General features: G+C 70.0%; 19 protein-coding genes. 11 read left to right on the top strand and 8 right to left on the bottom strand.

Annotation, left to right across the window (positions count from 1 at the left end; genetic code table 11):
• Positions 1-82: 82 nt before the first annotated feature.
• From SACMADRAFT_RS01645 to SACMADRAFT_RS01635, 3 genes are all read left to right on the top strand, one after another.
• The gene (locus tag SACMADRAFT_RS01645; protein ID WP_009152035.1) at positions 83-1,138 is read left to right on the top strand and encodes a septum formation family protein; all 1,056 of its coding nucleotides are present in this window, start codon (positions 83-85) and stop codon (positions 1,136-1,138) included.
• Between the two features lie 16 nt (positions 1,139-1,154).
• Positions 1,155-1,493 (top strand): metallopeptidase family protein, encoded by a 339-nt coding sequence (locus SACMADRAFT_RS01640; RefSeq protein ID WP_408640367.1) that lies wholly within the window; start codon positions 1,155-1,157, stop codon positions 1,491-1,493.
• A gap of 232 nt (positions 1,494-1,725) precedes the next feature.
• Positions 1,726-2,913, top strand: coding sequence for an MFS transporter (locus SACMADRAFT_RS01635; RefSeq protein ID WP_009152033.1), 1,188 nt, complete (start codon positions 1,726-1,728; stop codon positions 2,911-2,913).
• 3 nt (positions 2,914-2,916) lie between these two features.
• Here SACMADRAFT_RS01635 and SACMADRAFT_RS01630 read toward each other — a convergent pair whose 3' ends face one another.
• The 3 genes from SACMADRAFT_RS01630 to pheA all read right to left on the bottom strand — a co-directional run bounded on the left by SACMADRAFT_RS01630 (position 2,917) and on the right by pheA (position 5,218).
• The gene (locus tag SACMADRAFT_RS01630; RefSeq protein WP_009152032.1) at positions 2,917-3,594 is read right to left on the bottom strand and encodes a DUF4232 domain-containing protein; all 678 of its coding nucleotides are present in this window, start codon (positions 3,592-3,594) and stop codon (positions 2,917-2,919) included.
• Between the two features lie 98 nt (positions 3,595-3,692).
• Positions 3,693-4,313 (bottom strand): histidine phosphatase family protein, encoded by a 621-nt coding sequence (locus SACMADRAFT_RS01625; RefSeq protein WP_009152031.1) that lies wholly within the window; start codon positions 4,311-4,313, stop codon positions 3,693-3,695.
• Positions 4,310-5,218 (bottom strand): prephenate dehydratase, encoded by a 909-nt coding sequence (gene pheA / locus SACMADRAFT_RS01620; RefSeq protein WP_009152030.1) that lies wholly within the window; start codon positions 5,216-5,218, stop codon positions 4,310-4,312. The genes SACMADRAFT_RS01625 and pheA overlap by 4 nt, the downstream gene beginning before the upstream one ends.
• 89 nt (positions 5,219-5,307) lie before the next feature.
• Between pheA and SACMADRAFT_RS01615 the strand changes: the two genes are divergently transcribed.
• On the top strand, positions 5,308-5,922 hold the full coding sequence (locus tag SACMADRAFT_RS01615) for a macro domain-containing protein (RefSeq protein WP_009152029.1): 615 nt from the start codon (positions 5,308-5,310) through the stop codon (positions 5,920-5,922).
• A 12-nt stretch (positions 5,923-5,934) separates the two neighbouring features.
• On the opposite strand, the gene SACMADRAFT_RS01610 is transcribed toward SACMADRAFT_RS01615, so the two are convergent.
• On the bottom strand, positions 5,935-6,891 hold the full coding sequence (locus SACMADRAFT_RS01610) for a hypothetical protein (protein ID WP_009152028.1): 957 nt from the start codon (positions 6,889-6,891) through the stop codon (positions 5,935-5,937).
• 277 nt (positions 6,892-7,168) lie between these two features.
• On the opposite strand from SACMADRAFT_RS01610, the gene SACMADRAFT_RS01605 reads away from it, so the two are divergent.
• The 6 genes from SACMADRAFT_RS01605 (at position 7,169) to SACMADRAFT_RS30240 (ending at position 14,360) form a co-directional block, all read left to right on the top strand.
• Positions 7,169-8,614, top strand: coding sequence for an MFS transporter (locus tag SACMADRAFT_RS01605; RefSeq protein ID WP_009152027.1), 1,446 nt, complete (start codon positions 7,169-7,171; stop codon positions 8,612-8,614).
• Positions 8,615-8,642: 28 nt separating this feature from the next.
• On the top strand, positions 8,643-9,194 hold the full coding sequence (locus SACMADRAFT_RS01600; RefSeq protein ID WP_009152026.1) for a carboxymuconolactone decarboxylase family protein: 552 nt from the start codon (positions 8,643-8,645) through the stop codon (positions 9,192-9,194).
• A 240-nt stretch (positions 9,195-9,434) separates the two neighbouring features.
• A complete protein-coding gene (gene coaA / locus SACMADRAFT_RS01595; RefSeq protein ID WP_009152025.1) occupies positions 9,435-10,367 on the top strand; it encodes a type I pantothenate kinase in 933 nt (310 codons plus the stop codon).
• Positions 10,368-10,431: 64 nt separating this feature from the next.
• Positions 10,432-13,140: an AfsR/SARP family transcriptional regulator gene (locus tag SACMADRAFT_RS01590; protein ID WP_040925500.1), complete on the top strand. Its 2,709-nt coding sequence runs from the start codon at positions 10,432-10,434 to the stop codon at positions 13,138-13,140.
• 101 nt (positions 13,141-13,241) lie between these two features.
• Positions 13,242-14,054 carry an alpha/beta hydrolase gene (locus SACMADRAFT_RS01585; RefSeq protein ID WP_009152023.1) on the top strand — a complete coding sequence of 271 codons (813 nt, stop codon included), beginning with the start codon at positions 13,242-13,244 and terminating at the stop codon, positions 14,052-14,054.
• A 144-nt stretch (positions 14,055-14,198) separates the two neighbouring features.
• Complete coding sequence (locus SACMADRAFT_RS30240) at positions 14,199-14,360, top strand: hypothetical protein (RefSeq protein WP_009152022.1); 162 nt, start codon at positions 14,199-14,201, stop codon at positions 14,358-14,360.
• 12 nt (positions 14,361-14,372) lie between these two features.
• Here the strand turns inward: SACMADRAFT_RS30240 and SACMADRAFT_RS01580 are convergent, their stop codons facing one another.
• Together SACMADRAFT_RS01580 and SACMADRAFT_RS01575 are read right to left on the bottom strand one after the other, a co-directional pair.
• A complete protein-coding gene (locus SACMADRAFT_RS01580; protein ID WP_009152021.1) occupies positions 14,373-15,506 on the bottom strand; it encodes a DUF6880 family protein in 1,134 nt (377 codons plus the stop codon).
• Positions 15,503-17,746 carry an ATP-binding protein gene (locus SACMADRAFT_RS01575; protein ID WP_009152020.1) on the bottom strand — a complete coding sequence of 748 codons (2,244 nt, stop codon included), beginning with the start codon at positions 17,744-17,746 and terminating at the stop codon, positions 15,503-15,505. Before SACMADRAFT_RS01575 ends, SACMADRAFT_RS01580 begins: the two co-directional genes overlap by 4 nt.
• Positions 17,747-18,003: 257 nt before the next feature.
• Between SACMADRAFT_RS01575 and SACMADRAFT_RS28385 the strand changes: the two genes are divergently transcribed.
• Positions 18,004-18,297, top strand: a complete 294-nt coding sequence (locus SACMADRAFT_RS28385; protein ID WP_050998048.1) for a nucleoside triphosphate pyrophosphohydrolase family protein — start codon at positions 18,004-18,006, stop codon at positions 18,295-18,297.
• Positions 18,298-18,384: 87 nt separating this feature from the next.
• Here the strand turns inward: SACMADRAFT_RS28385 and SACMADRAFT_RS01565 are convergent, their stop codons facing one another.
• Entirely contained in the window at positions 18,385-19,254 is an 870-nt protein-coding gene (locus tag SACMADRAFT_RS01565) for an NYN domain-containing protein (RefSeq protein WP_050998047.1), read from the bottom strand.
• A 272-nt stretch (positions 19,255-19,526) separates the two neighbouring features.
• The gene (locus SACMADRAFT_RS01560; protein ID WP_009152019.1) at positions 19,527-20,486 is read right to left on the bottom strand and encodes an esterase/lipase family protein; all 960 of its coding nucleotides are present in this window, start codon (positions 20,484-20,486) and stop codon (positions 19,527-19,529) included.
• Positions 20,487-20,503 lie beyond the last annotated feature (17 nt).

The following is a 20,503-nucleotide window of genomic DNA, read 5'->3' as shown; positions in this document are numbered from 1 at the left end:
CCAAGTACCCGCGGGACAGGGGCGAGGTCACCCTATCGGCTCAGCGGCAGCCGCGGTACGAGAACAGGCATCATGGACAGCGATGTCCGACCAGCCTGTCCGGTTACGTTCGACCAGAGCCGCGGTTCGTACCCGCGTGCTCATGGTCGGCCTTTTCCTCGGCGCACTGCTCGCGCTGTCCGTGAGCTGGGTTTTCGCGCTGGGACCCGAGAGCGAACGCGTCAAGGCGGAGCGCGAGGCGCAGCGCATCGTCGCGGCACGGGAGCAGGCCTTCCGCTCGCCCCCCGGCAGCTGCCTGACCTGGACCAAACCCGACGCGAGCGACGTATCCAAGGTCTCGTGTGAGAAGGAGCACCTGTTCGAGGTCGTCGGTGCCGCGGACATCTCCGACGAGTACGGCCCAAGGGCCAAGGCACCCGACATCGACGGCTGGCGCAAACTCACCGAGGAGCGCTGCGGCAGCATCGCGCGCGACTACCTGCCCAAGCCGCTCGACCCGTTCGGCAAGCTGACGCTCGGAGTGCTCCGCCCCGACACCGAACAGTGGGCACGGGGCGACCGCAAGCTGCACTGCGGGTTGCAGTGGGTCGGTCCGGGCGGGGAGATGCAGCAGCTGGACAAACCCGCCGCCGAGATCAACCAGTCCAACGTCTGGCAGCCGGGCACGTGCCTCGCGCTGGTCGGCAAGACGGTGGGCGACCCGATCTCGTGTTCGGCCAAACACTCCTACGAGATCGTCGGGCTCGTCGACCTGCGCGACGAGTTCGACGAGTACCCACCGCCCGACAAGCAGATGACCTGGTTGGACACGACCTGCTCCAAGATCGCCAGGGACTACACCGGCGGGAAGGATCTCGCCAAGGACGGGCTGATCCTGAGCTGGGACGTGCGGGAGAAGGAAAGCTGGGACGCGGGCTCGACGCTGGTCAACTGCAAGGTCGGTGCCGTGTTGGAGGACGACAGCGGCCTCGCACCGGTGCGCGGCAGTGTGAAGAAGTCCGAGAAGCCGCCCGAGACCAAGGACGGCAAGGCGGCCGATGGCGAGAAGTCCGGTGAAGGCAAGGATGGCGACACCGACCAGGGCCCGGGTGGCGGCGGGGAGTCCCAGTCGCCCGAAACGCAGGACACCGGCGGGTGAGGCCGTGGCCGTGCGGATGAGCGAAGCCCGGTTCGAGGAACTGGTGGCTGATGCGCTTGACCAACTGCCGCCGGAGTTCGCCTCGGCCATGGACAACGTCGTGGTGCTCGTCGAGGAGCGCAACGAGTCCGAGCCCGACATCCTCGGGCTCTACCACGGCGTCGCGCTCACCGAGCGCGGTCACGACTACGGCGGGGTGCTGCCCGACCGCATCTCCATCTACCGCGAACCCATACTCGGCATGTGCGACACCGAGGACGACGTGGTGGAGGAAGTGCTCGTCACCGTGGTCCACGAGGTGGCACATCACTTCGGTATCGACGACGCGCGGCTGCACGAGCTGGGCTGGGGATAGGGATAGTTCTGACGAGCGGCGAACCGGGCATCCCGTACCGCTGTCGCGGCGGTTCGCCCGACCACGACACCGGCGGCCACCTGGGCCCGCACGGCGCTGACCCGCAGGCGCCACACCTGCTCGCGTGCCGCTCGCGGTCCCGCCGGGCAGGGATCGTGGGTACGATCGGAGCTTTCGTGCCGCCGCCACGCGCTACGGCCGGTGCGGATGCCGCGCCGGGTCCCGGTCGCTGATGCTTCGCACGCGCGGCGGGTTGGGCTGGCTGCTGGCCTCCAGCGCGGCGGGCAACCTCGGTGACGGCATCACCAAGGTGGCATTTCCGCTGCTGGCGGCAACCCTGACCAGGGATCCGGTGCTGATCGCTGGACTCGCCGCGGCCCAGTTCCTTCCGTGGCTGCTGCTGGCGCTACTGACCGGCGTGCTGCTGGACCGGGTCGACAGGCGCACGGCGATCGTGCTCGCCAACACCGTGCGGGCGGTCACGGTGGCCGCCACCGCGCTGCTCGTGCATCTCGGGTTCGCCTCGATCTGGGTGGTCTACGCGGCGGCGCTTGTGGTCGGCGCCGCCGAGACGGTCGCCGACAGCGCCACCAACGTGCTGGTTCCGGCCGTGGTGCGAGGTAAGGGTCTTTCGCGGGCGAACAGCATGTTGCAGGGCACCGAGATCGTCGGGCAGACGTTCGTGGGCGGGCCCGTGGGCAGCGTGACGTTCGCGGTGTTCGCCGCTTTCCCGTTCCTGCTCAACTCAGCGGCGTTCGCGCTGGGCGCGGCACTGCTGCTGGCTATGGCGGGCAGCTACCGCCCGCCCGCCAGGCAGACTCCGGCTTCGGGGGTGCGTGCCGATGTCGCCAGCGGGTTCCGCTGGCTGCGCAGCAGCCCGGTGCTGCTCAGGCTGCTCGTCTTCGCCGGGCTCCTCAGCTTCACCACCGAGTTGGCGCAGGCACAGCTCGTGCTCTACGCGTTGCAGGACCTCGGTCTGAGCGAGGCCGCCTTCGGTGTGTTCGCCTTCGTGGGCGGGATCGGCGGGCTCGCCGGCGCGGCGGCGGCCACCCGATTGCTCGACAGGATCGGCAGGCGCGGTGTACTCGCGGGCGGCATCGCGGTGTCGGGCACAGCCTTCATCGCCATGGGGGCCAGTGAGGATGCGGTGCTTTCCGCTGTGCTGTTCGCGGTGTTCGCGGCGGCGATCGTGACCGTCAACGTCATGCTCGCGACGGCGAGGCACGTGCTGGTACCGAGCGAGTTGCTCGGCAGGGTGCTCGGAGTGTGGCGAACCGTGGTGTGGGGTGCCATCCCCGCGGGCGCGTTGCTTGGTGGCGTGCTCACCGACGCATTGGGCACCTCCAGTGCGACGTTCGTGGTGTCGGGGCTGTCGCAGCTCGCCCTCGCCGCGGCCGCGGCGCTGGCCGTGCGCCGATGACGATCAGGCGCCACCGGGGCCGGGTTCGACGGTACGCACTGTCAACTGGTTGCCGGGGATGTCGTCGCTCGCACAGCCGGTGCCTGGTGCCTCGATGTACTTGGCCCCGGTTTCTCCTGGTGGGTACACGCGTAGCCCGCGCACCGGTGTCGGCTTGCACGCGGCCGGGTCGTAGTTGCGGACCTGCACGAACCCCACCACGGCGTGGGCGACCTCGCCCGGTCCGAGCGAAACCGGGTCGCCCTTGGGCCCTTCCCGTCCCGCGGCCGGGCCCACCTGGCGGCCGTCCTCCCCCGCGACGTAGGAGACGCCGGGGAAGCCGCGCAACACGCACCGGTCGTCGCCCTCGTTGGTGAACCGCAGCGGCCGGTAGTAGGTACCTGCCGCGGCGGAACCACGCCCCAGCGAAAGTGCCAGCTCCGCCGACCGGCACGGCGCGGGCCCGCCCTGCGCGGGCGTGCCACTTCCCCGCACCGACTCGCTGGTCGTGGGGTCGGCCTCGGTTTCAGCTGTGGGCTGCGCCTGCGTGGTACGCTGGTCACTCGGCCGCGACTGAACCGGCGACTGCGCCGAACCCGCCGTGTTCTGTGCGCCGCCACCGCAGCCTGCGAGGCCGAGCACCGCGGCCACCCCGGTGGCCACCAGCGCCACGGCCGGGCTTGCGACGCGCTTCCTGGTCATCACTCGCCTCCTCGGGAATGGTGGCTACCCGATGGACGAGTGAGATACACACAGGGTTGCCCTCGATCAAGTGAGTAATTGTCGAAGCCCTCGGTTGCTCAACCCAGCGCCATACCCGCCCAGTCATGGCAGTGCCAGCCACCGTCGGGCAACGCCTCCAGCCGCACGATTCCGGTGTTGGGCAGCAGACCCTTGTCGGCGACCTCCGAGGTGACGTTGCGCGACATCCATTCGGCACCGAGCCTGATCGCGCCGCCGTGACTGACCACGACGACTACCCCGTCGGCGTGTTGCTCCGCGTGCAGGCCGCGCAGCCGCTCGACCGCGCCGAGGAACCGTTCGCGTACCTCGTGCCCGCTCTCCCCACCCGGCATGGAAGGGCTGAGATCGCCCTGGGTCCACGGGTGCACGACCTTGAAGTAGGTTTCGATCGCCTCCGGGTCGCCGCGGTCCTCCAGATCGCCGACGTTCACCTCGTGCACCCCGTCGAGCGGGTTGACCTCCGTGGACAACGCTTCGGCCAGCGGCTGGGCCGTCTGCTGCGCCCGGATCGCGTGGGATGCGTAGACGGCCGCGACCGGCTCCTCGCCCAACCGCTTCGCCAGTGCCTGCGCCTGCTGCCTGCCCAGGTCGGTCAGCGGTGGTCCCGGCAACGCGGTGTTCAGCGTCCGCAGCACGTTGGCGGTGCTCTGCGCGTGCCGTACCAGGTAGAGCCTCACGCCAGTTCTCCCCTTCTCACGGCGGCGACCCAGTCTGCCGCGTTCACGAAGTCCTGGTTGGCCGCTCCCTGCTCGACCGTCGCGGCCACCCCGTCCGCCCTCGGGTGCGAGCCGAGAAAGCGGACGTTGTTGCAGCGGCGGCGAAGCGCTGCGAGCGCGTCACCGATCCTCGGTTCGAAGATATGGCCCTCGAAGTCGATGAAGAACCGGTAGAGACCGAAATTGCCTTTGATCGGGCGCGCGTCCAGTCGCGTGAGGTTGATGCCGCGAAACGCCAGTTCGGTGAGCAGTTCGGCGAGTGCGCCGGTGCGGTTGGCCGCCGCGGCCACGATCGAGGTGCGGTCGCATCCGGTGGGCTCGGCAAGCGTGCCCGGCGGGCGCAGCAGCAGGAACCGCGTCCGTGCGTCCGGCACGTCGGCGACACCGGTGGCCAGTACGCGTAGCGGGTAGTGCTCGACGGCAACCGGAGCGGCGACAGCGGCGTCGTACTCCCCTCGTTGCACGGCCACGGCGGCCGCCGCCGTCGACGACGCGACGACGGTGCGGGCCTGCGGAAGGTTGGCCGCGAGCCACTGACTGACCTGGGCGAGGGCGTGCGGGTGGCTGGCGACCGTGCCCACGGTCTCCACGTCGTCGCGGGTGAGCACGCTGAAGTGCACGGCCAGCAGTTCCTCCGCCACGGCCACGAGTGGAGCGTCCTCGGCGAGCCCGTCGAGCGTCGCGGTGACGGCACCCTCCACCGAGTTCTCGACGGGCACGCAGGCACCGGCGGCCTCGCCCTTGCGGACGGCGGTCAGCGCTGCCGAGATCGTCTCCACCGGGAACAGTTCGTCGTCGGCCGCGAGTCGGCGCGCGGCCTGCTCGGTGAAGGTTCCCTGAGGTCCGAAATAGGCGATCCGTGACACCAGGCAAGGCTACGGTGAGACCACTGTCACTCGCATGGCCGGTAGGACCAGCGGTTACCAGGCGCCACGTTTTTTGCGATGCTGTAGTTGTGACCGCCGAATCAGGCACGCAGGCACGAAACGGGTCCGACACGGCAGCCACTCCACCGCACTTGCCAGAGCTGGTGCTGTGCGCGGTCGACGAGCCGTTGGCGAGAGCTTGGCAAACGGTACGCGACACGGTTTCGGGTTCGGTGCACGTCCACCACGGCTCGGTACTCGACGTGGCCGCGCAGGCGGTGGTGAGCCCTGCGAACTCCTACGGCTGGATGCGCGGCGGCATCGACGCCGTCTACGCCAGGGCCTTCCCCGGCATCGAACAGCAGGTGCGCAGCACCGTGCTGGCCTACCACGGCGGCGAACTGCCGATCGGGGAGGCGGTGGTGGTGCCGACCGGCGAAGTGGCCCCCGAGTGGTTGATCAGTGCGCCGACGATGCGGGAGCCTGGCGAGCGGCTTGCGGAGGACTCCGTACACCCCTACCTGGCCGCTCGAGCGGTCTTCCAACTCTGGCGCGACGGCAGGTTCGAGCACGGCGTCGAGATCAGCGAGGCCGTACAGACCATCGCCATGCCCGGCCTCGGCACCGGCGTGGGCGGCATCTCGCCGATGACGTGCGCCAGGCAGGTGGCGGCCGCCTGGGCGGAGGTCTTCGAACGCGGCTGACGCCGCAGGCACTCAGCCGTGACCACCGTGGCCGTGCTCGGCTTCCGTGGAGTGCGCGGGCTTCGAAGTGGAGGTCGGCACGGCGGCTGCCGAACGCACCGTGAACGCGGCGCCGCGCACCTTGCCGCCGTGCTGGAACTCGAAGAACAGCCGGTAGGTCCCTGCCGAGGGCACCTCGACGTGGAAGGTGACCTCGGGGCCGGGCTTGGCGCCGCGGTCGCCGGGCGAGCCGTCCGGGTGGACGTGCAGGTATGCGAGATCCCCGTCCCGTAGCGCGACCAGGTGACCGTAGGCGTCCAGATACGGCTGCAGGTCGCGGATCTGCCTGCCGCGTGAGGTGATGCTGAGCGTCACCTTCGAGGTCTTACCCGGCACGAGGTCGCCGTCGAGACGCACCTGGTAGCCGTCCGCCTCCGCCACCCGCGACGGTTCGTGGTCCAAGGGCCGGAACTGTCCCGGCACGGCCACGTCGAAGCCCAGGGTGGTCGGCTCGCCTCCTGCCGGCGTGAAGTCGGCGAACGCCCGGTAGCTGCCCGCGTGCGCGGGCTTCAACGGGACCGTCCAGGTACCGTCCGCCGCCATTTCCGGGTGAGCGTGCTGGAAGTCCACGCCGTCGCGCCGCACGACGATCAGGTGCATCCGCTTGGAGTGTTCGACGTCGAACCGGGTGACGGGTGCGCCGTCGCTGCCGGTGATGCGGAAGGCGAAGTCGGTGGTGGCGGCGCGTGTCAGCGTCGTGGTGACAGGACTGAACGTGTAGCCGCCCGCGGCCGAGGCCAGCCCCGCGGACTCGCTCGGCCGCGCGCTGTTCGCGGCGTCGCCGTCGGCCTGCCCGTGCTCGCTGCCGTGGCCGACGAAGCTGCCGTCCTCGCTCCCGAGCGGACCGATACCGGCACCGATCGCGTAACCGCCACCGGCAAGGAGAACGAGCGCCGCACCGTAGGCGCTGAGCTTCACGGCAGTGTTCATGTCAATCCTCGCATTCGCAGACCGCCGTACCGAGGCGATCGACTCCTACCCCGCGCCCGTCATCGGGTGCGCACTGCCACAGATGTATACCGTACGGGGGTAGTGTGCCGCCACCGAGGTAGGGGATGACCGGTTCGAACCTCACCGGGAAGCCCCTGCGCGAACGACCGGCGACGCCGCCCGCGGCCGATCTACAGGCATACCCCCCTGGCGTATCGAACACTTCGGTGCTAGGTTCACCGGTGCCTTGATACCCCTAACCGGTATGGAGTTAACGATGTCGACAGTGGAATCTCGAAGCAGTAGGCGGTGGTGGGCACTGCTGCTCATCGCCACCGCACAGTTCATGGTGATCATGGACACCTCGATCATCGGTGTCGCACTACCGCGCATCCAGGCCGATCTCGGCTTCTCCCAGGAAAACCTGTCCTGGGTGTTCAACGCCTACGTGATCGCCTTCGGCGGTCTGCTGCTGCTCGGCGGCAGGCTGTCCGACCTGCTGGGCGCCCGCCGGGTGTTCAACATCGGCTGGCTCGTCCTGCTGGCGGGTTCGGCGGTGGCAGGAGCGGCAGGCGCGATCTGGGTGGAACTGGCGGGCAGGGCGCTGCAGGGCGTCGGCGCCGCACTCATCGCTCCCGCCGCGCTCACCCTGCTGATGATGCTCTTCGGCGGCAATCCCAGGGAGTTGACCAAGGCCCTTTCACTCTACGGAGCCGCCGCGCCCGCGGGCGGCACGGCGGGTGTCTTCCTCGGCGGCGTGATCACCGAGTACATCGACTGGCCGTGGGTCTTCTACATCAACATCCCGATCGCACTGATCGTGCTGGCCGCCACCCCGGCGCTGATGCCTGCCGGCGCGAGCAGGCGAGGCTCCACGGACGTGCTCGGGGCGGTGACCGTGACCGCGGGCCTCGCCGTGGGCGTGTACGCGATCGTGCGCGCACCCGAGGCAGGTTGGGGATCGGCCGAAACCGTGATCGGGCTCGTCCTCGCCGTGGCGCTGCTCGGCGTTTTCCTTGCCATGCAGGCCAAGCGCCGCGCACCGTTGGTACGGCTGGGCATCTTCGGCACGCCGAACCTCGGCGCGGCCAACCTCGCTCAGTTGCTGCTGGGCGCTGCGTGGATCCCGATGTGGTTCTTCCTCAACCTCTACCTGCAGCAGGTGCTCGGACTCGGCGCGTTCGCGAGCGGATCGGCGCTGCTGCCGACAACCACGATCATCATGGTGATCATGATCGCGGTCGCCCCCCGGCTGATGGCTCGCTTCGGTGCCAAGCCGATGGTCGTCGCCGGGCTCGTGGTACTGGCGCTGGGTCTGGTGTGGCTGTCGTTCGTGCGTCCCACCGGCAGCTTCTGGGCGGACGTGCTGCCCGCCTCGCTGGTCACCGCGACAGGCATGGCGCTGGCGTTCGTCCCGTCGCTGGGTACCGCGATCTCCAGCGCCCGGCCCGAGGAGGGCGGTCTCGCATCCGGCATCGTCAACACCAGCTACCAGATCGGCTCCGCGCTGGGGTTGGCCGCGATGACCGCACTCGCCACGTCGCTGGGTGCGGGCAGGCTCGGTGAACCCGAAGCGCTGACCGACGGTATATCCGCCGCCTTCCTCGGCGCGGCCGGTATCGCCGTCGCCGGTGCGCTCCTCGCGGGAGCGACGCTGCGCGGCCGCCGCACGGCGGCGCCGTCACAGCCCAGCGGCGCCGACAGCGTGGACAGCCTCGCGTAACGGCGCGGCCCACTTCAGGGAGGACGTCATGCGAAACCTGCGACCACTCGACCCGGCAAAGGCCCCCGACCGGTCACGCGAGCTACTCGAAGACATCATCGGCCGCCGCGGTTCCGTGGGGGACATGGTCGCCACGATGGCGCATTCGCCTGCACTGCTGCGGGGCTACCTCGAGCTGTCGCGGGCGGTGAAGCGGGTCAAGATCCCGCGCGCGCTGAGTGAGAAGCTCTCCCTCGCACTGCAGGAATGGCTCGGCTGCGGCACCTGCCTGCGGGCCCACACCGAAGCCGGGCGCGAGGCGGGGTTGAGCGAGACCGACATCGCACTGGCCCGTCAGGCGACCGCCACCGACGCAGCGGAGGCAACCCTCATCGCCTTCGCGGTGCGGGTGCTGGCCGAGCCCGCCGCCATCACCGGCGCCGACGTGGCGGCACTGCGTGACCACGGCTGGAGCGATCGGGTCATCGCCGATGTCGTCGGACTGGTGGCGCTCAACCTGATGACGGGGGCGTTCAACCTCGTCGCCGGAGTCGAACCCGATCCGCCGCAGGAGGCAGGCCCGACACGTGCGAACAGGTGAACGGCCGAGTTCGCCGACGTAAGGCTCAGGCCGCTCAGGCCGCCGGTACCGCAGCTTCGCGGTATCGGCGGCCTCGGCGTGACTCCCGCCACCGCACGGGAGTCGCCCGTTCGGAGTCCACGCCCACCGGCAGCGGCGTGGAGAAGGTCACAGTCGGTTTATCGGGCAACCGACCTAACGTTGAATCTGCGGTTACGCAGATGTACGGCGCTGGCCCACCGACGGGCAAGGAGTGAGCGTATGCCACGGGTCCGTGAGCTGAGCCCCTATGTCGAGCTGCAGCGTGATCAGTGGCGTGAGCTGCGCCGCTCCACCCCGCTGCCGCTTACGGCCGACGAACTGGTGCGGCTGCGAGGGCTCGGCGAGAAGATCGACCTCACCGAGGTCGCCGAGGTGTACCTGCCACTCTCCCGGCTCATCAACCTGCAGGTGGCGGCGCGGCAGCGGCTGCACGAGGCGACGACGACGTTCCTCGGCGACGACGTCCACGGCACGAAGGTGCCGTTCGTCATCGGCATCGCGGGCAGTGTCGCGGTCGGCAAGTCCACCACCGCCCGCATCCTGCGCACCCTGCTGGCCCGCTGGCCCGACCATCCTCGGGTGGACCTGGTCACCACCGACGGCTTCCTCCACCCCCGCGCCGAACTGGTGCGCAGGGGGATCATGCACAGGAAGGGCTTTCCGGAAAGCTACGACCGAAGGGCGCTGCTGCGTTTCGTCACCGACGTCAAGTCCGGCGCCGACGAGGTCCGTGCACCCGTCTACTCCCACCTGGCCTACGACATCCTTCCCGGCGAGGAACAGGTGGTGCGCAGGCCGGACATCCTGATCCTGGAGGGGCTCAACGTGCTGCAACCGGGCCCCCGGCTGACGGTCTCGGACCTGTTCGACTTCTCCATCTACGTCGACGCGCACACCGCGGACATCGAGCAGTGGTATGTGGAGCGGTTCCTCGAGTTGCGGCACACCGCCTTCGCCGACCCCAACTCGCACTTTCACCACTTCGCCAGCCTGCCGGACGACGAAGCCAGGATCGAGGCACGGCATCTGTGGAAGACGATCAACGAGCCGAACCTGATCGAGAACATCCGACCCACCAGACCGCGCGCCACCCTGGTGCTGCGCAAGGATGCCGACCACGCGATCAACCGCGTGCGACTTCGTAAGCTCTGAATTCACCCGTTCCGGCTGTTTCCACGCCTGGCCGTCGGGCGCGCCCGGCCTGACGATATTCAGGATGGACAAGGCGACGCGCCGGGTGCTCGTGAGCGTTCTCGGCCCCCCGTGTGTCCGCAGGCGTGGCCACGAGGAACCGATCGCCGACCCCGCGCTGCGGGTGGTGCTGGCGACACTGCTGGTCAACGCCAACCAGCCGGTCGCCGAATCGGAACTGATCGCGGCCGCGTGGGCGGGCACCGAGACACCGGCCAATCCGCACGACTCGCTCTACACCCGCATCTCGAGGCTGCGCACGTTGCTGGCGCCGGAAGCCGACGTGACGTGGTCACCCGCCGGGTACGTGCTGCGCATCGACCCGCAACGCATCGACGCGGTGTGCTTCGAGTGGCTGATCGAGGCCGCGCGCTGGTCGCAGCCCGCCGAGGCCGTCGAGCTGCTCAGCGGCGCGCTCACGATGTGGCGGGGTGAGCCGCTGCCGCAACTTCGTCTCGGAGGGCTGGACCACCCGGAGGCGGTCCGGCTGAAACAACTCCGGTTGCGCGCAATCGAGGAGCTGGCTGTCAGCGAACTGCGACTCGGCGACCCGGTGCGGGCTGCACAGCGGCTGCTCGCGCTGCTAGAGGCGCAGCCGCACCGGGAACGCGCCTGCGGTTACGCGATGTGGGCGCTGCACTGCATCGGCAGGACGGCCGACGCCGCCAGGCAGTACGAGCTGTTGTGCGAGCGGCTCGCCACCGAACTGGGCGCGCAACCCTGCGGCGAACTGCGCTACACCTACCACGCCCTGACGGGAAGTCCACCGCCACGGTCGCCGCGCGTCGCCACACCGCCGACGAGCGGTTTCGTTGGCAGGCAACCCGAGTTCGCCAGGCTCACCGCGATGCTGCGACGTGACGGGATCGTGACGGTGGTGGGCAGGCCCGGCGCGGGCAAGACCCGGTTGGCGCTGGAAGCGCTGTCCGCTGTGACCGATCCGGTGGCCGTGGTGCCGTTGACGGGCCAGGACGGCGACACCGTCGCACCGGCGGTGGCCGCGGCGCTCGGGGTCCACGCCAACGGCGACACCGAGGCCGCCGCCGCTGCCGTTACCGAGTACCTCATCGGCAGGCGGCAGGTGCTCGTACTGGACGGCTGCGAGCACGTGCTCTACGCCGTGCGGGGGCTGCTCAGGCGCATCCAGTGGCGCTGTCACGCCGTGACGGTCCTGGCCACCAGCCGGGTCCGGCTCGGCCTCGGCGGTGAACAGGTGCTCCCGCTCGGCCCGCTGGCCGTCGACCCGGCGACCGACCCGCTCACCTCGCAGGCAGGGCAACTCTTCCTCGATCGGGCGCGGGAAGCGGGCACCGGTTTTCCCGCCGACCAGGCCGAGGCCGAACTCGCCCGCGCGGTGTTGCGCGGCGCGGACTGCCTTCCGCTCTCGCTGGAGTTGCTGGCCGCACGGCTGGCTTCACGAGAAGGTCGGCCACCGGCGCAACCGGCGCAGTGGCCACCCGACATCGCAGAGTGGTGCTACGAGAATCGCGATCACGCCGAACGGGGCCTGCTGGCCGCGCTGACGGTGTTCCACCGGGATTTCGATCTCGCCTCCTGCCGAGCCGTTGTGGCCGACGGTGGTGACGTCGAGGGTCTGCTGCAGCGCCTCGCGGGCGCGCGGCTGCTTGCCACCGACCGCACAGCGGCACAGCCACGGTACCGGCTGCCGGATCAGCTGAGGCGGATCGCGGCAACGCGACTGTCCGGTTCGGACCACGAGCCGAAGGTGCGCGAGCGGCACGCCCGCTGGTGCCGCGATGTCCTCGCGGCTGCCACCCGCCGCGCCGCTGCCGACTTCGCTGCCGCGGCGCGATACGTGCACGAGGCGGCCACCGACATCGTGGGCGCGCTGCGGTGGGCGCAAGCCGAGGATCCGCCGCTCGCCGCCGAGTTGACCGGCCACCTCGGGCTGCTTTCGCCGTACCGGTGCGAGCCAGGCCTGCTCGCCTGGCGACTGCGGGTGGCGCGCACCGAGCCCGAGCACGCGTTGGCGGTGGCTTCGGGCGCGGCGGCTGCCGTGCACCTCGGCCACGCCGAGGAGGCGTTACGGCTTGCCACGAAGGCCACGGAGTCGGCGACCACGACCGAGGAGCGCTACCTGGCGCTGCACTCGCTGGCGAGCGCACGGCTGCTGGCCGGTGACCTCGCCGGGTCGGCCGCCACCTGTGCGGAGCTCGGGGCCGTGCCAGACCTGCCCGAGCGCTACCGGGTCGACGCGCAGGCACTGCTCGCACTGGTCGCGGCACGCAGCGGCAACCACGAGGAGGCACGCCGCACCGCCGCCGACGCGGTCGGATCGGCGGAAGCATCCGGCGCGGCCGACCGGGTCGCGTTCGCGCACTACGTCGAGGGCGAAGTGCGGACGAGCGCCGACACCGCGGCGGGTGCCGCCATCCTGCGGACCGCCCGTGCACAGGCCGTGGCCGCAGGTGCCACCGTGGTGAACCGCAAAGCGACGACAGCGCTGGCGGCCGCGCTGGTCCGGCTGGGCAGGGTGCCGGAAGCGGCGAAGCTGCTGCAGGAGGCGCTCGGGCACTGCAGGCGTGCCCGCGTGCTGACCGACACCGTGGCGGCCGTCGGTGTCGCGGCCGACCTGCTCACCGCCTCGGGTGACCGGCAGGCGGCGCAACGGCTTCGCTCCGCGCCGCCGCCCGGCGATCACCTCGCGGCCGCCGAGGTCGCCGAGGAGGCCGCCCGCGCGATCGCGGTCTGGTTCGGCACCTGGCAGCCGTGAACTCCTCGCGCACGCGGGAGCGGGTGTACTCCACGCCTTGCCGGTGCGGCGGGTCCACGTGAGCTCCCGCGCACGCGGGAGCGGGCATACAGTTGGCGGTCATGCGGCGGCGGTGGTTGATCGGCCTCGTTGTGGTCGGCACGATCGTCGCCGTGGTGTTCGGCGGCGCGTTCGCGTTCCAGCGAAAGCTGATCTACCTGCCTTCCGGAGGGCAGCCACCGAGTGCGGCCGAGATACTGCCGGGTGGTCGCGACGTCACGTTCACCACCGACGACGGCCTACGGTTGGCCGCCTGGTACTTCCCGGTGCCCGATGCCAGAGCAACGGTGCTGGTGGCACCGGGCAACGCCGGGAACCGTTCGGTGCGGGTTCCGCTCGCGCGGGCGCTGACCGGCAACGGCCTTTCGGTGCTGCTGCTCGACTACCGCGGCTTCGGGGGCAACCCGGGAAGCCCCACCGAGGAGGGGTTGAAACTCGACGCGCGGGCCGCGTGGCGCTTCCTGGTGCGAGAAGCCGGTGTGTCACCCGGCGACCTGGTGTACTTCGGGGAGAGTCTCGGCGCCGCCGTCGTCAGCGAACTCGCCGTGCGGCAGCCGCCCAAGGCGCTGGTGCTGCGTTCGCCGTTCACCGACCTGGCCGCCGTCGCGAAGCGCCACTACCCGTTCCTGCCGGTGCGTATGCTGCTGCTCGACACCTTCCCCGTCGTCGAGTACGTCTCGCGGGAACGGGCGCCGGTGACCGTGGTGTACGGAACCGCCGATTCCATCGTCCCCGCCGAGCAGAGCGAAGCCGTGGCCGACGCGGCAGGCGCCACCGTGGTGGAGGTGCCCGGTGCCGACCACAACGACATGGCGCTGCTGGACGGCCGCCTGCTGATCGACGCGATCGTCGAACAAGCGCTGCGGCCACGGTGACCGTACTCGCGACGGCTCAGCGCTACCGGCCTCATCCGTTCGGCCCAGGCTGTTGGCCGAGCACTAACCGGTTGGCCGATACCGCGCGTAGCCCTGTGCGGTGACGCTTGTGGGGGTGTAACAGCGGCGCGGGGAGGTTCGCCAGTGCTCTCGATCATCCTCACCTGGATCGGCGCGATACTTGGCATCGCCGTGCTGCTCGCCATGGCCTTCGGTGCCTTCGTGCTCGACTTCGACGACACCCGTGGCAGGCGTGAGCGCGACGAGCAGTCGCAGCAGCCGCAGCGGGGCTGCGAGCAGCGTTGAGCGCCGAGGGGGTCATTGCCTCGCCGCCTTCGGCAGCGCGATCCTCGCCCTGCGGATCTCGTCGAGCAGCCTGCGCTTGCGCTTGTGGGTCTGGACCAGTTCGGCCAAGTACTCGCTGAACTCCTCCGCGGTACCCGCGCGCTTGTGCAGCGTCCGCAACCTGCGTAGCTGGCTCGCCGCCCGCGCGTAGTTCTCCGCGTCGCGCTGCTCGATGAGCGCCTCCACGTGACTGCGGTAGACGGGGATGAGCTCGCACGCGGGGTGCTGCCCCGCCGCGCGCCATGCCTCGTCGGCCCTGTCTTCGGCGAGCAGGTCGCGCACCAGTTCGGCGGGTTGGCGGGAGCTGGCGCGTTCCAGCGCATCGACAACGTGGCCGCGACGCGCGGCTCCGTCGTTGCCGAGCGCCTGCGCGGCGTGCGCGATGGCCTCCGCGTGCCTGCCTGCCGCGCGCAGCACCCGCACGATCCGGAGACTGACGTCCAGTCGTGGCAGTTGCTCCGAAAGCAGCCGCACCACGGTGTCGACGTCGCCGGTGATCTCGGCGATCTCCAGCCGGAGCCGCTGCGCCGTCCGGCTCCGGTCGGTTGGCTCCTCGGGGTCTGCCTCGGCCAGCACGGTGTCCACAGCGGAGCGGACCAGCTCGATTCCTTCGGCACCCAGTGCCTGCGCGAACTCCGAAAGCCGGATCTGCGGCCGCCCGGGACTGTCGAACGCGACCCCGACTATCCACTCCGCCAGTTGCTTCGGCTGCGGTGGGTGCGCGGTGCAGGCCCTTGCGTACAGCGAGATCGCTCTGTCCAGCTGGTCGCGCATACCGCCCGCCGGGTCGTCCACATCGGCGAGCGCCGTGATGATCCGGTCGACCGCATGTCTGGCCAGCGGCGCGACGTCGGCCTGTGTGCCCGCGTCGAGCAGCCGGCGCAGCGTGTCGAGCACCGAGGCGAGCTGTACGGACTCGGCGGCACGTACGGCGTCATCGAGCAGGTCGCTGACCTCGGCCAACTCTCCGTCGGTGGCACCGCCTGCCATCGCGTGCAGCCGCTTGCGCAGGTCGGCGTCGCGGTCGGCCTGTTCACACAGGAGGTCGGCCAGCGTCTCCTTGTCGAGCGAATGGAGGAACGAACGCAGGTCCGATCGGTGGTTCACCCGCTCATCGTGCCATCCGCGGCGGGTTCGTTGGTCACCGTCACGTGCCGATCGATCGCCGACTGTCGCCGCTGCCGAGGCACGAACAACTCCCCGAGCCTGCGCACCTCCAGGCCCGCCTGTAGTCGCAGCGCGTTCACGGCACCCAGCGGTGTGCCGATGGCCGCCGCCTTCACGGCCTCGAGGTCGGCGAGCAGGAACAGCCGGTCTCTGGCCCTGGCAACGGCCGAGGCGAACTCGCGGCAGTGGTCCCGCCAGTCGTCGCGGGTCAGGTCGAGCACCACGGTGCCGAACTCGTGCCCTGCCACCGTCCCCGCGGTGCCGACCGACACGGCAGGCGCGTCGCGAAGCGCCCGTAGCCAGTCGTCCACATGCGAAGGCTCAGGCACGAACACCGCGCCCCCTCGGGCGGTGACCAGCTTGGCGAGCGCAGCCCGTTCCCCCGCGCTGCCCGCGGTGTCGAGCAGGAGCACCTCGGTGGTGCGGTCGTCGCCGCCGGTAAGCACCTCGTAGCCGGTGGCGTTGGCCAGCGTGCGAACGGAGGGGCCGAACCGGAACTGCGTGGTGAGAACGGCACAGCCGGGGTGCGCCCGCGCGTCGGCCGGGCTTTCGATGCCGCAGTGGGAGAACGCGGTAGCCAGCGTCCAGCTACACACCTCGGGCGGATCGCTCGCGGGGCGCGGGATTCGCCGTGTCGGTGGCTGGTTGAAGTCACCGAAAACCACAGCGGTTTCGCGGGCCTGCGCCACCGCCAGCAACACATCGGCAAGCGGAGCCGACCCGGCGTCGTCGATCACCACCACGTCGAAGGGGCGGCTGGTGAACACGTGCCGGTCCAACGAGGTCCGCACCACCCGTCCCGACTCCCATGCCGCCGCCTGCGCCTCACCGCGAAGCCGGTAGGCGCGCTCCCCGATCCACCACAGTCGTTCCTCGAACCGGCCGCGCAGCGCCGCGCGATGCCTGCTGCGCTCCCGCAGCCGCTCCCGTTCGGCGTGCAGCCCGGGAAGCCCACGCCGTACACATTCGGCGTGAAACCGCTCGTCCTGCTCGCTGGCGACCCCACCGGCACGAAGCCGTACGATGCTGCCGCGCAACTGCTCGGCGTGGGCGTGCGCTCGCGACTCGGCGCGCGTGGCCTCGTCAAACCTGGCGTGCGCGGCGGCCAGTTCGTTCTCGAGACGGTGCAGTTCCTCGTCGGCAAGCTTGCGAGCGCGCCTGCTCGCCTGCTCGATGCGCTGCACCACCAGGTCGCGCTCCGCCTCGGCGGCAAGCAGGTCCTTGCGGTCGCGGCGTCGCCCCCGGTAGAAGCGACCCCCTTCGCCGAGCCTGCGCCGCAGCTCGGCCAACCTGGTGTCGAGGCGAGCGAGTCGCTCGCCGAGCGCGCGGGTCTCGACACTGCTCACCCGCTCGTCGGCCACGCAGGCCCAGGCCTGCCGCTTGGACCACAGGAAGGCACGGACGTCGGCGAGTTCTGCGACCGTTTCGGCGTGCAGCCTCCTCGCGTCCGCGTACTCCGCCTCCAGGACCCTGGCCCTGTTGCCGCTGTGCAGCCTGCGTTCGGCTTCGAGGAACGCGTCGTGGTCGTAGCCTGCAAGCACCTCGTCGAGGTAGCCGAGCCTGCTGTCGGCCGAGGCGAGTTCGGCCAGGTCGTCCTGGATGCGGACACGCTCTGGGTCGGTGGGCGCTTCCACCCGGTTCTCGGCAGCGGTCACGTGCAGCACGCGCTTGCCCGCGCGGGCGAGTTCCGCGACCGCCGAGGAGGCGATCCGTGACTTGCCCGTGCCCGGTGGGCCCCACACCAGCCGCACCCCCGGGGTGAGGCAGGCCTCGTAGGGATCGTCCGCGGGGTCGAGTTCTGCGGCGGCGAGCCGATCGGCCAGCGGGGCGTAGCCGATGTCGCGAAGCCCTCTCGCCAGCCGGGCGAGCGCGTCGTGCGGCGACAGTTGCCGCACCCACACCTGGTCGCACCCCGGCGGCAGCGTGCCGGTCTCGCGCAGCCAGAGCACGCCACCGCTGACCTCGCCCTTCACCGGAACGGCAGCCCCCTCACGCGGGCCGTTGTCACCGGCGAGCCGGATGTCCTCCAACAGGTCGATCGCCTCGCCACGCAGATCGACCACCAGGGTGCCGTCGGTGGTCTTGCGCGGGTGCCCCAAGCTGGTCCATTCCTCGACTCGCCGCGCGTGTCCGAGCTCGGCCTCAACCGCGCGGGCCGCCTGCTGTCGCCAATCGGCCATCCCGCCCCTTTCGTCGCGCCCCGAGTAAACCAAGGAAGGCCCCCACGGGCGCTGCAAGTAATCCGAGTGTGTTACCTGCGTGGTAGGTAGGAACGGTGACGTTGCCACGATCCGGCCAGCGGCTGTCGTGAGTTCGCCGACGCGCGTGATCCGGGCGACTACCACACTGTGCGAAGAACCGGCCATGGCACGGTCCGGTGAGGTCGGTGAGCTGACGGGGTGTTCGGTGGTCGGCCCCGGAGCAGTCCGCCGCCGCCATGGCCGACGAGCGGCCGCGGGACCAGGTACTCGACGAACTCACCGACGTGCCGCTCCACCTGGTACGGCTGGCCGATGTGCTCGGCGTGGAACCGCGGGCCGACGCCGGGGCCAGGATCGCGCGCAACGAGCGCTTCCCGTCCCCGGGTCCTGCTGGAGCACCGGACAGGTCGGCGCAGGCGGCTGTGCCGAACCGGCATCCGGGTACGACCTGGCCGGTCAGGCACAACGCAGCTGGTCAGCGACGCCGCAACGAGCTCGCCATCGGGTCGTGCGGTCCGTCGTCGTGGTAACCGGATTCCCGAGAAACCCGGACACGTTCCGGCACGCTGGGCACGCCCGGAGTCCGTTTTGCATCGCCCGCGGCCGTGCGGCGACGCTCACCCGGAAGTCTCCAGCTCGATACCGATCTCCTGCATGTCCGCCACCTGGCGTACTGCGCTTCGGAACCCGTCCCGTACCGCGTTCTTGTCGTTCTCGTCTCCCCAGGTGTCGACTCCGAGTTGTTCGGCGTAGTGGAGCAGCTCAGGATCTATCGAGGCAGGGACGCGGGCCGACAACTCCTCCGCCAACCGACCGTACTGTTCTGGATGAACTCGCCTGCCCCAGCGCAATCCGTACTGCCGGCCGATTTCGTACGGATCGGTGCCCTCCTCAACGGCGTTTTCCGCCTCGTGACCCGGCGTCGGGGCCGCCGAGACCCCGAGCAGCCCTTCCTGAGCCACATCGCTTCCGTACTCGGGAAGGCAAGCCGGCGGCGCGGACTCCCCACCATCGGACAGCGACGTGCCCGAAGACTCCTCGATGCGTCCCGCTTCCTCGGTCGAAGGCACGGCAGGTTGTGCCAGTTCGAGATACGGACTCAGCCAGTCGCGGCCGAGTTCGCTTCGACGATCAGCGGTCGCGATCAGTTCACCGGACTGGTTGCGGAAGTGTGCTGCCGCCTCAACGCCCCACAAATGAATGCGCACACCGTGCTCCTGTGCGTGCTCCACCGCCGGGCACAAATCCTCGTCACCACTGACCAGCACGATGTCAGCCACGGCTCGGTTGCGGGCGAGGGTGACGAGATCCGCGTGAATCAAGGCGTCGACACCCTTCTGCTCCCAACGACCATCGTCGCGCCTGACCAGGTTGCCCAGCCGGAGCTTCACATCGGCGAGCATCGCGATCTCCCGATGCTCACGGCTGGGCCGCCTTTCCGGCGCGGCGTCGTACCAGTAGATCCGCAGTACCGGAAGTTCCGTCACCCATTTCGCCCGGCTACGCAGAGCTTCGCTCAGACCCGAGTAGTCCGCACGAAGTCGCGACGTCCGCTGTCCGGCCCTCCCAGCAAGGAAGCGACCGCTTCCAGCAGATATCCCGCATCCACCAGCACGGCACACCGGTCCACGAGGGTCGCCCTCCCACCCATGCCCAGCCCGCGAAATGACTATTTTCAGGCCACCGCCAACCGGTAGCCAACGACAGGAAGGCATTCGTGACGCAAACGGTGCCTCCCGCACGCGGCTGGAGCAGATCCCTACCAGCCCGGCGGTGGTTGCGCACCCAGCGGTGTCACCACCGTGCACGGCACGTCACGCGGGTTGTCCGGATCGAGCGCGTTGAGCACCAGGCCGGCCGCCACCGGATCGGCCATCACGCCGCCGTGCTCGGCGAAGTCGCTCGGGCAGTAGTCCTGCAGCACGTGATTGGTGACGTTGGGCGCCTCTGCGATTCCGCTCGTGTAAGGAACGACGAGTTCGTCGTAGCGCGTCACGATGTTGGTATAGGTGACCTCCGGGGCGAAGGTGCCTATCGCGTGCAGCTTCTTGTAGTAGTCCGATCCTTGGAAGAACTGCGGGCACGACGCGCACACCACGCCGGCAACCGCGTCTATCACCGGGTTCAGCCCCAGTGCCTGCGCGGTCTGGTAGATCAGCGGGAGCCCGGCGAGCGTGGTGCCCTCCCAGATCGGCGTCAGGCTGACGTATTTGTCCACTTTGCTCTCGCCGTCGAGGAAGCGCACGTAGTAGCTGGGCATGATGGTGCCCTGCGAATGCCCGAGCAGGTCCACCTTCGCCGCACCGGTGCTGGCCAGCACCTGCTCGACGAACGCCTTCAACTCCTCGGCGCTGTCCTCCATCCTCGTCATCCCGCCCGGCTGGTAGCCGGGCAGCGCGCCGCCGAGCGAGTTGACGCCGTAGGTGAAGGAGTAGACGCAGTAGCCCTCGTTGGCCAGCAGCGGGGAGAAGGTCTGCCAGTTCACCGTCTGGTTGGCGATCAGGCCGTGCACGAGCACCACCGGATTCGGGTGCTCGGCGCTGGGCTCGCAGGACCAGTCGTTGGCGCCGGGCGGAGGGCTGTCCGGGTGGGCCAACTGCGCGGTGACACCCGCCAGCAGTGACCACGGCACCGGCAGCTTCTGCTCCTCCGCGCTCGCGGTACCCGGCAGCGCCACGACCGCCACGAGCACGGCGACCGCAGCGGCGAAAGACCTCATCGTCGACACGCCTCCCG

It is taken from the genome of Saccharomonospora marina XMU15 (assembly GCF_000244955.1).
Taxonomy (GTDB): domain Bacteria; phylum Actinomycetota; class Actinomycetes; order Mycobacteriales; family Pseudonocardiaceae; genus Saccharomonospora_A; species Saccharomonospora_A marina.
This window is presented reverse-complemented; position numbering and strand designations above follow the sequence as displayed.

Coding starts and splice junctions, on each gene's coding strand:
- SACMADRAFT_RS01645 (WP_009152035.1), top strand. CDS start 83: ATGTCCGACCAGCCTGTCCGGTTACGTTCGACCAGAGCCGCGGTTCGT.
- SACMADRAFT_RS01640 (WP_408640367.1), top strand. CDS start 1,155: ATGAGCGAAGCCCGGTTCGAGGAACTGGTGGCTGATGCGCTTGACCAA.
- SACMADRAFT_RS01635 (WP_009152033.1), top strand. CDS start 1,726: ATGCTTCGCACGCGCGGCGGGTTGGGCTGGCTGCTGGCCTCCAGCGCG.
- SACMADRAFT_RS01630 (WP_009152032.1), bottom strand. CDS start 3,594: ATGACCAGGAAGCGCGTCGCAAGCCCGGCCGTGGCGCTGGTGGCCACC.
- SACMADRAFT_RS01610 (WP_009152028.1), bottom strand. CDS start 6,891: ATGAACACTGCCGTGAAGCTCAGCGCCTACGGTGCGGCGCTCGTTCTC.
- SACMADRAFT_RS01605 (WP_009152027.1), top strand. CDS start 7,169: ATGTCGACAGTGGAATCTCGAAGCAGTAGGCGGTGGTGGGCACTGCTG.
- SACMADRAFT_RS01600 (WP_009152026.1), top strand. CDS start 8,643: ATGCGAAACCTGCGACCACTCGACCCGGCAAAGGCCCCCGACCGGTCA.
- coaA (WP_009152025.1), top strand. CDS start 9,435: ATGCCACGGGTCCGTGAGCTGAGCCCCTATGTCGAGCTGCAGCGTGAT.
- SACMADRAFT_RS01590 (WP_040925500.1), top strand. CDS start 10,432: ATGGACAAGGCGACGCGCCGGGTGCTCGTGAGCGTTCTCGGCCCCCCG.
- SACMADRAFT_RS01585 (WP_009152023.1), top strand. CDS start 13,242: ATGCGGCGGCGGTGGTTGATCGGCCTCGTTGTGGTCGGCACGATCGTC.
- SACMADRAFT_RS01575 (WP_009152020.1), bottom strand. CDS start 17,746: ATGGCCGATTGGCGACAGCAGGCGGCCCGCGCGGTTGAGGCCGAGCTC.
- SACMADRAFT_RS28385 (WP_050998048.1), top strand. CDS start 18,004: ATGGCCGACGAGCGGCCGCGGGACCAGGTACTCGACGAACTCACCGAC.
- SACMADRAFT_RS01560 (WP_009152019.1), bottom strand. CDS start 20,486: ATGAGGTCTTTCGCCGCTGCGGTCGCCGTGCTCGTGGCGGTCGTGGCG.